Below are 11,089 nucleotides of genomic sequence, written 5' to 3'. Positions count from 1 at the left end.
CTGCGGTCAGCGTCGTCTTGCCGTGGTCAACGTGGCCAATCGTGCCAATGTTGACGTGCGGTTTTGTACGCTCAAACTTTTCCTTTGCCATTCCTCAGGCGCCCTTTTGCGATTTGGGGGACCCTTGGTCCCGTGGTTACATCTGCGCGCGCGAGATATTTGGTTCAAAGGGGAAAATCAAGCACATCCTGAGGGAAATGCGCCGATCACGCCGGATTTTGCGTGAGCTCGCTCGTTTCCAGCGGCTGGATCAGGTCGGGACGCCGATCAAACCAACCATTGTTCTTGTGTTCTTCGGCCAACCACTCTTCGACTCGGTCGGCAACTTTTAGGGCAAGGCCGCTCATTTGCTCTTCTTTAGTGCGGGTATTGCCCGAACCGGTCAGAGCGCTCTCTCCGGTCGTGTCTTCCAGAACTTGGAATTGCTTACCCTTGGCGAGGAATTCTTTCTTCTTCACGTCATAGACGTTGACCAGAACAATCGCCGTGCTTTTGGGATTGTAGATGACGGGTATGCCCGGAGGCGCCAGCATGTAGCCTTCGAGGCTGATACCGATATCGTATTCCTGCGCGCCTTCATAACGGCCGAGACGGATATCAACCGCGTTCTGAATGGCGTTTTCCCACTCTTTTGGAGTCGCATCGCGCGAAACCGGTCCTTGGCGGGCTTTCTCAGCGAAGGCGTAGTTTACGCGCAGCTTGAACTCGCCCAACGACTCGGGTTCTTCATAGACTTGCGTCTGCGTGCAGGCGCCCATAAGGGCAAGTCCAGTAATCAGGGTCAAAATGCGCAGCATGATCTCGTCTCGATAGGCCTGTTTTTCTTTGATCTAGCGCACCGATACGGCATGTGCCAAGCCGTATCGGCGGATTTCACCCGAAACACTCGTCAGATCACGAGAATTTATAGTCACGCGGGAAGCCATAAGGAGGCTTTTTCCCAACGCTGGCGCGTTTGGCCAGCCATTGGGACATATCTGCCTCATGCCGTGTTTTATCGCCACCCATGGACCATTTGAGCCCTTCTTCCCAGTTGAAAGTTGTGATGTCGGACAGGCCGCCATCCAACTCCAACGTGCCCTGCCGGCCGCGGGCCATATTGTATTTCTGCAAGCGCACGCCTTTGCCTCGCGTCATCTCGGGCAACTCTTCGGTTGGGAAGACCAAGAACTTGCCATTCTGCGAGACCACTGCGATGTGATCTCCAGCGACCGGTTTACAGATCATCGCTGTCTCGTCGCCTTTGACGTTCAGCACCTGTTTCCCGTTGCGGGTCTGCGCCAGAACGTCATCCTCGGGCACCATGAAACCGTTGCCAGCGTCCGAGGCCACCAGCAGCTTGCGCCCCGGTTTGTGGATCAGGATGTCGATGATTTGCGCTTCGTTTGGCAGGTCGACCATCAAGCGTAGCGGCTCACCCATGCCCCGCCCGCCGGGCAGGTTCGCGGCGCTGACCGTATAGAACCGCCCGTTCGACGCGAACACCAGCAACCGATCCGTGGTTTCCGCATGGAAGATGAACCGGGGGCCGTCGCCATCTTTGAACTTCAATTCGCGCTTGAGGTCGATGTGACCGGTCATGGCCCGAATCCAACCCATCTGAGAGCAGACCACCGTGATCGGCTCCTTGTCGATCATCGCCTCAAGCGGCACTTCCTCGACCTGCCCGGCCTCGGCGAACCGGGTACGGCGCGCGCCGCCTTCATAGTTTTTGCCGAAGGTCTTCTTGGTCTCTTTCAACTGTTCGGCGATCTTGGCCCATTGCAGAGCGGGGTCGGCCAGTAGGTCTTCCAGATTGGCGCGTTCCAGCATTAGCTCGTCACGCTCACGGACCAGTTCCATCTCTTCGAGACGACGCAGGCTGCGCAGGCGCATGTTGAGGATCGCGTCGACCTGAACTTCGGAAAGCTCGCCCTCGCCCGGTTTGGGCGAGATGTAATCGGACTCATCTGTAGCACGAACGTGGTCGATGCCCCAATCCTCGCGCATCAGCGCTGCTTTAGGGTCGTCGTCGTAGCGAATGATGTCGATCACACGGTCGAGATTGAGGAAGGCGACGATAAAGCCCTCCAATACCTCCAGCCGATGGTCGATCTTCGCCATGCGGTGACGCGAGCGACGGATCAGGACCTCTTGCCGGTGATCGAGGAAGGCGCGCAGCACTTCTTTCATCGAGCAGACTTTAGGCGTCACACCGTCGATCAGCACGTTCATGTTCAGGCTGAACCGCACCTCAAGGTCCGAGTTGCGATAAAGCATGCCCATCAGCACCTCGGGATCCACGTTCTTGGAACGCGGCTCGAGGATCAGACGGATGTCATCGGCGGATTCGTCGCGCACATCGGCGAGAATCGGGATTTTCTTGGTCTGGATCAGTTCTGCGATCTTTTCGATCAGCTTGGATTTCTGAACCTGATAGGGGATCTCGGTGACCACGATCTGCCACTGACCACGACCCAGATCCTCGACCTCGAACTTACAGCGCAGCCGGAAGGACCCGCGCCCGGTGCGATAGGCTTGGGCGATATTCTCGGGCGGCTCGACGATCACGCCGCCGGTCGGGAAATCCGGGCCGGGCACGTAGTTTAGCAGAGTGTCGTCGCGCGCATCTGGCGTTTTGATCAGATGCAGACAAGCGTCACAGAGTTCCGAGATACTATGCGGCGGGATATTCGTCGCCATGCCCACGGCAATACCGCTGGCACCATTCGCCAACAGGTTCGGGAACTGAGCGGGCAGTACGACCGGCTCAGTCAGCGTCCCATCATAATTGTCGCGGAAATCAACGGCGTCTTCGTTCAGACCTTCCAGCAGCGCCTCGGCCACGATGGTCATCCGCGCTTCGGTGTAACGCGAGGCCGCCGGGTTATCGCCGTCGATATTGCCGAAATTCCCCTGCCCGTCGACCAGCGGGTAGCGCACGTTGAAATCCTGGGCCAGACGCGCCATCGCGTCGTAAATCGCGGCGTCACCATGCGGATGGTAGTTACCCATCACATCGCCCGAGATCTTCGCAGACTTCCGGAAACCTCCGGTTGCACTGAGTCGTAGTTCCCTCATCGCATAGAGGATTCGCCTGTGAACCGGTTTCAAACCATCACGCGCATCCGGCAGCGCCCGATGCATGATGGTGGACAGCGCATAGGTCAGATAGCGCTCACCAATTGCGCGGCGTAGCGGTTCGGCTACCTCGCCCCCATTGTCAGGGGCCTCCATGTTGGGGTCGTCGATCGTATCGTTCATATATGATGTGATACGACGCAAGCGCAGCTTGGTAAAGCAACCAAGACTTATTTTACTGGGGACAAGTCGCGCTTTTTGCAACAGGGGGAGGCAACCCACGGATTTCCCCCATTTTTCGACTCCCGCCTCGAAATATGCTATGGTCTCATGAATTAAACTGCTGCCAATTCTTGTATTTACGATTTCTTCGGGGGGAAGCGTCATGACGCGCCTGATACTTGTTACTTTTGTCGCCCTTGGCTGGGCCTTCTACGTCATGAGCGGAGGCCCCGATTTCGAGCCGCGCGGCCTGCGCAGTGACAATCCGCAGCGTATGGCGGCCACGTTCGAACCTGCACCCAAGGCGACGCCTCCGGCTGCCGCACCGGTTGAGGAGTTGGTGACCCGCGCCGCAGTTCAACCCATCCCTGTTATTGAGTTTATTGCAGAACCAGAACCTGTTCTGGGTGAGGAAGAAACCAAGGCGCTTCTGTCTCAGGTTGCAGCCGGACTGCAGGCGAATCCGTCCCTGTTCGAAGATCAGGATGTGACGCTGACGCTGGCCTCGCTGGAAGGCGGCGTAGCGGCGATGCAGCAAGTCACAACCGATGCCGAACCTGCTGTGTCACCTGTCACAGAGCCCGAAAAGGACATCCGAGAAATCTCTGGCACTCGCGTCAACATGCGTGACGGGCCGGGCACGATCTATCCCATCATCGGTAAGGCCACGATCGGACAACGGGTCGAGGTCCTGAGCGATTCCGGCACGGGTTGGCTGCGCACACGCGTGTTTCCCGGGCAACAGGTCGGATGGATTTCGGCATCACTGGTCCGCAAAACCACAAACTGACGTCCGGGCGTCATTGCCCTGTTTCCTCTCGCAGCCTAGGTGTTGGGGACGTTGAGGTTCGGGGCCATCATGCAGAAATCAATTCTTATTACCGGCTGCTCGTCCGGCATCGGCTTGGATGCAGCACACGGTATGCGTGCACGCGGTTGGCGCGTCTTTGCCTCGTGCCGCCAGCAGCGTGATTGCGACAGGCTGCGCGCGCAGGGATTTGAAAGCCCACGAATCGACTATCAGGACACAGACAGCATCACAGCCGGACTGGCCGAGGTTCTTGAGGCCACCGGAGGCACTTTGGACGCCCTGTTCAACAACGGGGCGCACGGACTGCCCGGCGCGGTCGAAGATGTTCCGACCAACGGTTTGCGGTTCATCTTCGAATCGAATGTCTTCGGCTGGCACGAGCTGACGCGGCAGGTCATTCCCGTCATGCGTGAACAGGGTCATGGGCGCATTGTCCAGAACTCCTCGGTTCTGGGGTTGGTCGCGTTCCCCTGGCGCGGCGCCTATGTCGCCACCAAATACGCGATCGAAGGTCTGACCGACACGATGCGCCTGGAACTACGCGGCAGCGGCGTCAAAGTCATCCTGATCGAACCCGGTCCAATCACGTCGAAAATCCGCGAAAAGGCGATCCCGGTGTTCGAGCGGTTCGTGGATTGGGAGAACTCGGTCTTGCGTGACAGGTACGAGGCGTCGCTGCTGAAACGGCTCTATGAAGGCTCTGGCCCGGACACGTTCGAACTGCCTGCCTCAGCGGTGACCAACAAGCTGGCACATGCGGTCGAAGCGAAACGGCCCAAGGCGCGCTATTACGTGACGACTCCGACCTATATTGCGGGCTATTTGCGGCGAATTCTGCCAACAAAAGCCATCGACCGAATCCTGTCAGACATCTGAGGCAAAATTTCCCGTTCGCTTTTGGCCCTGCAGGCGCTAGATCAGGCGCACCCAAAGAAAAAGCGGACGGTGACTGACGATGGACCCTTTGATGGTCGTTTTGCTCCTGGCGATGGCGGCGGTTGTCGTCGTGCTGACCCTTGGCATCGCAAATTTCGGAAAAAGCGGCATGGATGCCGCCAAGAAGAGCAACAAGATGATGCGCCTGCGCATCCTCTTTCAATTCATTGCCGTATTGCTGATTGTGCTTTACGTCTTCCTGCGCGGACAAGGAGTTTGAAGATGGTCGTTCTGAACAAAATCTACACGCGCACAGGCGATGACGGGAAAACCGCTTTGGGCAATGGCGAACGGGTTGCAAAATACTCGGGTCGCGTGGCCGCATATGGCACGGTTGATGAGCTGAACGCCTTTGTCGGTGTTGCCCGGACCGAAGCCGAGGGCGAAACTGACGCCGCGCTGGCCCGCATTCAAAACGACCTGTTCGATCTGGGGGCTGATTTTTGCCGCCCCGACATGGAAAAAGACGCCGAGGCCGACTACCCGCCGTTGCGCATCGCGCCTGCCCAAATCGACAGGCTTGAGGCTGAAATCGACGCGATGAATGCCGATCTTGAACCATTGCGCAGCTTCATCCTTCCCGGCGGCTCGGCTTTGGCGGCGCATCTGCATGTCTGCCGCACCGTCTCACGCCGGGCTGAGCGTCTGGCGGTTGAGCTGACCAATATGGAACCTGTCAACGAAGTCGCGGTCAAATACCTGAACCGTCTGAGCGATTGGTTCTTCGTCGCCGCCCGCTGCGCCAACAACAGCGGCAAGGATGATGTCTTGTGGGTTCCGGGCGCGAACCGCTGAAAGCGGCGGGACGTCCAGTGGACGTCCCGGCGACCGGAAGTGCGGAGCCCCGGCCCGAAGGGCGGGCGTAAAGCGTCGTATACTCGGCGCACCGCTAACCAAAACGTGCAGTCTTCTTGGTTCAGTTGGACGGGTTGGCAACCGGCAACCAAATCCCACCATCGACGGCTAACCGTCAAAAAACTCTGCCTCCTATTCGTCAAAAAACACAAAACGCGACGTCTCAAGCCCATGACGTGACGATTTTGCTCTGTTGTCGATGAGATTGAGTCGCTATCTAGTCCCGCGAGAGCATTGGTGGAGTCGCGACGCGGCTTGCCGTTTTTGTAAGGAGCGAACGCAAAAATGAAGGTACTTGTGCCTGTCAAGCGCGTGATTGACTACAACGTTAAGGTCCGTGTTAAGGCGGATGGCAGCGGTGTTGATCTCGCCAATGTAAAAATGTCGATGAACCCGTTCGACGAGATTGCAGTTGAAGAGGCGATCCGCCTGAAAGAAGCGGGCAAGGCTGACGAAGTCGTTGCTGTTTCGATCGGCGTGAAGCAGGCGCAGGAGACGCTGCGGACTGCTCTGGCCATGGGTGCCGACCGCGCGATCTTGGTTATTGCCGCGGATGACGTCCACACGGATATCGAGCCTCTGGCCGTTGCAAAAATCCTGGCCAAAGTGGTAGAGGAAGAGCAGCCAGGCATCGTTCTGGCGGGCAAGCAGGCGATCGACAACGACATGAACGCCACCGGCCAGATGCTGTCGGCCCTACTGGGCTGGAGCCAGGGCACCTTCGCGTCCGAGCTGGACATCGAAGGCGACACCGCCAAAATCACCCGTGAGGTTGACGGCGGTCTGCAGACCATCAACGTCAAGATGCCGACCATCGTGACCGTTGACCTGCGCCTGAACGAGCCGCGCTATGCGTCGCTGCCGAACATCATGAAGGCGAAGAAAAAGCCGCTGGACGAGAAAACCGCCGCCGATTACGGCGTCGACGTCACTCCGCGTCTGGAAATCGTCAAAACCGATGAGCCGCCGGCCCGTGCCGCTGGTATCGTCGTCGGCTCGGTTGATGAGCTGGTCTCGAAACTCAAAGAAGCGGGGGCTGTGTAATGGCTGTACTTCTGCTTGCCGAAGTCAACAATGGCGAACTGTCGCTGGACGCCACCGCCAAGGCCGTGTCCGCTGCGAAATCGCTGGGTGATGTGACCGTTCTGGCCGCGGGCGGTTCTGCCGCTGCTGCCGGTGAGGCTGCTGCCAAGATCGACGGCGTGTCCAAGGTTCTGGTTGCTGAAGACGAGTCGCTGGGCCACCGCCTAGCGGAATCGACCGCAGCGTTGATCGTGGGTCTCGCCGATGGCTATGAGCACATCGTTGCCCCTGCCACCACCGACGCCAAGAACGTCATGCCGCGCGTTGCTGCGTTGCTGGACGTGATGGTGATCTCGGATGCGTCTGGCGTGGTTGACGGCTCGACTTTTGAGCGTCCGATCTATGCAGGCAACGCGATCCAGACCGTCAAATCGAACGACGCCAAGAAAGTCGTCACCTTCCGCACCGCTTCCTTTGATGCGGCAGGCGAAGGCGGTTCGGCTGCGGTTGAGACCATCTCGGTTGGCGAAAACCCCGGCCTGTCGTCCTGGGTTGAGGACAAGGTTGCCGAGAGCGATCGTCCCGAGTTGACCTCGGCTGGTGTTGTTGTTTCGGGCGGCCGTGGTGTCGGCTCGGAAGAAGACTTCAAATTGATCGAGACTCTGGCTGACAAGCTCGGCGCCGCTGTTGGCGCGTCGCGTGCCGCCGTGGACTCGGGCTATGCCCCGAACGATTGGCAGGTGGGTCAGACCGGTAAGGTTGTTGCACCGGACCTGTATGTCGCCGTCGGCATCTCGGGCGCGATCCAGCACTTGGCTGGTATGAAGGACTCGAAGGTCATCGTTGCGATCAACAAAGACGAAGAAGCACCGATCTTCCAGGTTGCTGACTTCGGTCTGGTTGCTGACCTGTTCCAAGCCGTACCCGAACTGACCGAGAAACTCGGCTGATCGAACCAAGCGGTTGCTTGGAAAACCATTGTAAGGCCCGCCCCCTCGGCGGGCCTTTTTCAATGCAAATCACGGATCGATCGGGAAAGCGCTTCTGCGATCCGACGATGGGTCGCCGGGCCGATCATATGTTCGGCCATAGGCTGCTGAAGGGTCCCGAACAGCATATCCTCCAACTCATCCGATTCGCCGGAGATCCGGACTGACATCGAAACGACATCCGCACCGAACGGACGCAGTGCGTCCAACATCTCGGTATCCACAAAGACCGGTTCACAGCCCAGCGGTCCGGCGACCTCATGGGCGATCTCGCCATCGACCTGCAGGTTCAGCAAAACGACCGGAGGCCGGATCTCCTGTAGAAAAGCGCCAAGCGTCTCGACCCACTTTTTGCGCAACTCGTGGGTGACGATTTCGAAGCGTGCGTCCGAATAGGAATGCAACAGCCCCAGCAAGTGACGCACAAAATGGACGTCCGTAAAATCCACCTCAGGGTAAAGCGTCAGCAGGTCCGGTGTAGGAGACAGAAACCGGTCATTGCGGCGCGGATGCACCCGGTAAAAGCGATTCGATTGCCCCAGCGCCCCCGGCAATTGCAGCACGCAAAGATCGGAATCATTCGCCAGCTCAACCAAGGTGGAATCGCCGCACAGCGCCTCAACGCCACAAAGAAGACTGCCAAAGTTGACGCATTTGCGGTCCAGCAAGCCTTCGAGAATCGCGGCATAGGGGTGCTCAACGAACCTCCCAAAGGTCTCATCCCCTCCGATACATGCCAGATAGGAGCCGTCCAATGCGCGCGACGGCCTCCGGAACCGTAGTTTTGACTCCCCATACTGACAGATGCTGTCTTCGGGCACTGCTGCGCCCGTTTGATGATAGCTCATATCACTCACCCAATTTTTCACCCGGTTGCCATCTTGCCGTCGCAAGTCTTGCGAAATTGCTAATGCGCGGATTTGAGGCAAGTTTGACCGGTCCGCAGACCTCTGATGCCTCTTGCCGCCCGCCCCAAACTGCCGGTAATGTCGCGGCGAGCTGAGAGCAGAGGCACCAGAGCATGGAAATCAAATCGGTCGGAGTAATTGGCGCAGGCCAGATGGGCAACGGGATCGCGCATGTTCTGGCCTTGGCCGGCTATGACGTTCTGGTCAATGACGTCAACAAGGACGCCCTGGACAATGCCGTTAAGACGATTGAGGGCAATCTGGCGCGTCAGGCTTCACGCGGGAAGATCTCGGACGAGGCTGTGCAAGCCGCTTTGGGGCGGATCACCACCACGCTGGAATTGCCACGTCTGGGCCAGACCGATCTGGTGATCGAGGCCGCGACCGAGCGTGAGACGATAAAACAGGCGATCTTTGAGGATCTGCAACCGCATTTGCTGCCGCATACAATCCTGACCTCGAATACGTCTTCGATCTCGATCACACGTCTGGCCAGCCGGACCGACCGACCAGAGCGGTTCATGGGGTTCCACTTCATGAACCCGGTGCCCGTCATGCAACTGGTCGAGCTGATCCGAGGGATTGCCACAGACGAAGAGACCTATAACGCCTGCAAGGCCGTGGTCGACAAGCTTGGCAAAACCGCTGCTAGCGCCGAGGATTTCCCGGCCTTTATCGTGAACCGTATCCTGATGCCGATGATCAACGAGGCGGTCTACACGCTCTATGAAGGTGTTGGGAGTGTTCAATCCATCGACCAGTCGATGAAGCTGGGCGCCAATCACCCGATGGGGCCTCTGGAACTGGCCGATTTCATTGGGCTCGACACCTGTCTGGCCATCATGAACGTGCTGCATGATGGGCTTGCGGATACCAAGTATCGCCCCTGTCCGCTGCTGACGAAATATGTCGAGGCTGGATGGCTGGGGCGCAAGACCCAGCGTGGATTCTACGACTATCGCGGCGACGTGCCGGTTCCGACGCGCTAAGAGAGGGCCAGCCCCCTCGCCCGGATTTCATACGGTCTCACCCCCGGGATATTTTTAGCCAGATGAAGGAGCGGATCAGCGCTTTGCTATGCCGCCCAAGGACATCGTGTGGTTTCGCAGCCACGCCATGAATCCACGCGGGTCGCGTTCGAGCAGCTGCATGTCTTCGCCCGAGATCGGCTCTCCGATCACCGGGGATTGGGGCTTGTTGCACGAGCGGACGATCTCGTGCAGCAACAAGCCCTGCCGCAGGATCGGCGAGAGTTTGTTGGCGATCTGATAGGCGCGCGAGTTGCGGCCGGGGAAGTAGATCGGCACCACGGTCGCGCCTGAACGGCGTATCATCTTTGCGGTGAAGACGTTCCATTCGCGTTCAATCGCCGGCCCGAACCAATCATCCGAGGACATCACTACACCCGAGGGGAACAGGGCGACCACGCCGCCCTCTTTCAGGTGGTCCATGGCCTTGGTCCGCATTTCCAGCATTTTGGTTTGCGCTTCAGGATCATGCGGGAAGGGAACCGGGATCATAAACGAGGTCGCGGCCTCATCCAAGCCAGTCAGAACCGAGCGAGTCAGAATACGGTAGTCGCTACGGACACGTCCAATCAGTTCAGCGAAAATCATGCCGTCCACCATGCCATGAGGATGGTTGGCGACAACGACAACGGGGCCGGTTTTGGGAATACGTGCGATCTGTTCCTCGGGTGTGGTGAGGGTGATCCCCATCGTCTTGAGCGCCCCACCCCAGAACCGCTGGCCACGATACTGCTCGTTTTTCTTTTCGAATTTATTGACCATCCGAAGAATGGTCAGCTTGCCGGTACACCATTCGATGGCGCGGATTGCCGTCGCGGTCCAGGCATCGTCGAACGAATTGGCATAGGTCAAGGTTCTACGGTCGTAGATCTCGCCCTGATCATCTGTCCCGTTTACAACGGGGCCTGTCTTGGTGTCGTGCGTTGTTTCCGCCAATTCCTGGTCTTCCCGTTCTTCCTGTCCCGGCGGGGTGGCTTTAGAACCCCTCTCCGAACTTGTCGTTCACAAGCGTTTCCAAGGCTTCTGCCAATGCCTCAGCATCCGGCCCGGAGGTCTCGACGTCAATAGTGGTTCCGCGCGAGGCTGCCAACATCAAAAGGCCCATGATACTGTCGCCTGACGCAGAAAGTCCGTCCTTGGAGACTTCTGCACTTGCATCGAAACCTTCTACCACCTCAACCAGCTTGGCCGAGGCACGGGCGTGCAGGCCCTTTTCATTGATGATTTTCAAGCTTCGATTGGTCATTTCAATACGTC

At 58.3% G+C, this 11,089-nt stretch carries 13 protein-coding genes; 7 read left to right on the top strand and 6 right to left on the bottom strand.

Annotated features, from left to right (window positions below; translation table 11 throughout):
• The 3 genes from ACR0J4_RS20165 to parC all read right to left on the bottom strand — a co-directional run.
• Window positions 1-91: GTP-binding protein (locus ACR0J4_RS20165; protein WP_215675807.1), on the bottom strand; the 91-nt coding region annotated here is incomplete at its 3' end.
• A gap of 115 nt (window positions 92-206) precedes the next feature.
• Window positions 207-797 (bottom strand): hypothetical protein, encoded by a 591-nt coding sequence (locus ACR0J4_RS20160; protein WP_170643737.1) that lies wholly within the window; start codon window positions 795-797, stop codon window positions 207-209.
• 97 nt (window positions 798-894) lie between these two features.
• Window positions 895-3,243 carry a DNA topoisomerase IV subunit A gene (parC, locus tag ACR0J4_RS20155; protein WP_170643738.1) on the bottom strand — a complete coding sequence of 783 codons (2,349 nt, stop codon included), beginning with the start codon at window positions 3,241-3,243 and terminating at the stop codon, window positions 895-897.
• 202 nt (window positions 3,244-3,445) lie between these two features.
• Between parC and ACR0J4_RS20150 the strand changes: the two genes are divergently transcribed.
• From ACR0J4_RS20150 to ACR0J4_RS20125, 6 genes are all read left to right on the top strand, one after another.
• Complete coding sequence (locus tag ACR0J4_RS20150) at window positions 3,446-4,072, top strand: SH3 domain-containing protein (protein ID WP_480527869.1); 627 nt, start codon at window positions 3,446-3,448, stop codon at window positions 4,070-4,072.
• 69 nt (window positions 4,073-4,141) lie between these two features.
• A complete protein-coding gene (locus ACR0J4_RS20145; protein WP_170643739.1) occupies window positions 4,142-4,969 on the top strand; it encodes an SDR family NAD(P)-dependent oxidoreductase in 828 nt (275 codons plus the stop codon).
• 79 nt (window positions 4,970-5,048) lie between these two features.
• Window positions 5,049-5,249, top strand: coding sequence for a twin transmembrane helix small protein (locus ACR0J4_RS20140; RefSeq protein ID WP_170380419.1), 201 nt, complete (start codon window positions 5,049-5,051; stop codon window positions 5,247-5,249).
• A 2-nt stretch (window positions 5,250-5,251) separates the two neighbouring features.
• Window positions 5,252-5,824, top strand: coding sequence for a cob(I)yrinic acid a,c-diamide adenosyltransferase (locus ACR0J4_RS20135; RefSeq protein ID WP_170380420.1), 573 nt, complete (start codon window positions 5,252-5,254; stop codon window positions 5,822-5,824).
• 345 nt (window positions 5,825-6,169) lie between these two features.
• Window positions 6,170-6,928 (top strand): electron transfer flavoprotein subunit beta/FixA family protein, encoded by a 759-nt coding sequence (locus ACR0J4_RS20130; RefSeq protein ID WP_170556409.1) that lies wholly within the window; start codon window positions 6,170-6,172, stop codon window positions 6,926-6,928.
• Complete coding sequence (locus tag ACR0J4_RS20125; protein WP_170380422.1) at window positions 6,928-7,857, top strand: electron transfer flavoprotein subunit alpha/FixB family protein; 930 nt, start codon at window positions 6,928-6,930, stop codon at window positions 7,855-7,857. Before ACR0J4_RS20130 ends, ACR0J4_RS20125 begins: the two co-directional genes overlap by 1 nt.
• Window positions 7,858-7,916: 59 nt before the next feature.
• Here the strand turns inward: ACR0J4_RS20125 and ACR0J4_RS20120 are convergent, their stop codons facing one another.
• Window positions 7,917-8,744, bottom strand: a complete 828-nt coding sequence (locus tag ACR0J4_RS20120) for a DUF6473 family protein (RefSeq protein WP_480668801.1) — start codon at window positions 8,742-8,744, stop codon at window positions 7,917-7,919.
• Between the two features lie 173 nt (window positions 8,745-8,917).
• On the opposite strand from ACR0J4_RS20120, the gene ACR0J4_RS20115 reads away from it, so the two are divergent.
• On the top strand, window positions 8,918-9,793 hold the full coding sequence (locus ACR0J4_RS20115) for a 3-hydroxybutyryl-CoA dehydrogenase (RefSeq protein ID WP_170474043.1): 876 nt from the start codon (window positions 8,918-8,920) through the stop codon (window positions 9,791-9,793).
• 75 nt (window positions 9,794-9,868) lie between these two features.
• Here the strand turns inward: ACR0J4_RS20115 and ACR0J4_RS20110 are convergent, their stop codons facing one another.
• A complete protein-coding gene (locus ACR0J4_RS20110) occupies window positions 9,869-10,768 on the bottom strand; it encodes a lysophospholipid acyltransferase family protein (RefSeq protein ID WP_170643740.1) in 900 nt (299 codons plus the stop codon).
• Between the two features lie 40 nt (window positions 10,769-10,808).
• Window positions 10,809-11,078 (bottom strand): HPr family phosphocarrier protein, encoded by a 270-nt coding sequence (locus ACR0J4_RS20105; protein WP_170380425.1) that lies wholly within the window; start codon window positions 11,076-11,078, stop codon window positions 10,809-10,811.
• Window positions 11,079-11,089: the final 11 nt, after the last annotated feature.

The organism is Ruegeria sp. B10, assembly GCF_056539825.1.
Note: the sequence above shows the minus strand (reverse complement) of the source record. Positions and strands in the feature narration are given on the sequence as shown.

Coding starts and splice junctions, on each gene's coding strand:
- ACR0J4_RS20160 (WP_170643737.1), bottom strand. CDS start 797: ATGCTGCGCATTTTGACCCTGATTACTGGACTTGCCCTTATGGGCGCC.
- parC (WP_170643738.1), bottom strand. CDS start 3,243: ATGAACGATACGATCGACGACCCCAACATGGAGGCCCCTGACAATGGG.
- ACR0J4_RS20150 (WP_480527869.1), top strand. CDS start 3,446: ATGACGCGCCTGATACTTGTTACTTTTGTCGCCCTTGGCTGGGCCTTC.
- ACR0J4_RS20145 (WP_170643739.1), top strand. CDS start 4,142: ATGCAGAAATCAATTCTTATTACCGGCTGCTCGTCCGGCATCGGCTTG.
- ACR0J4_RS20140 (WP_170380419.1), top strand. CDS start 5,049: ATGGACCCTTTGATGGTCGTTTTGCTCCTGGCGATGGCGGCGGTTGTC.
- ACR0J4_RS20135 (WP_170380420.1), top strand. CDS start 5,252: ATGGTCGTTCTGAACAAAATCTACACGCGCACAGGCGATGACGGGAAA.
- ACR0J4_RS20130 (WP_170556409.1), top strand. CDS start 6,170: ATGAAGGTACTTGTGCCTGTCAAGCGCGTGATTGACTACAACGTTAAG.
- ACR0J4_RS20125 (WP_170380422.1), top strand. CDS start 6,928: ATGGCTGTACTTCTGCTTGCCGAAGTCAACAATGGCGAACTGTCGCTG.
- ACR0J4_RS20120 (WP_480668801.1), bottom strand. CDS start 8,744: ATGAGCTATCATCAAACGGGCGCAGCAGTGCCCGAAGACAGCATCTGT.
- ACR0J4_RS20115 (WP_170474043.1), top strand. CDS start 8,918: ATGGAAATCAAATCGGTCGGAGTAATTGGCGCAGGCCAGATGGGCAAC.
- ACR0J4_RS20105 (WP_170380425.1), bottom strand. CDS start 11,078: ATGACCAATCGAAGCTTGAAAATCATCAATGAAAAGGGCCTGCACGCC.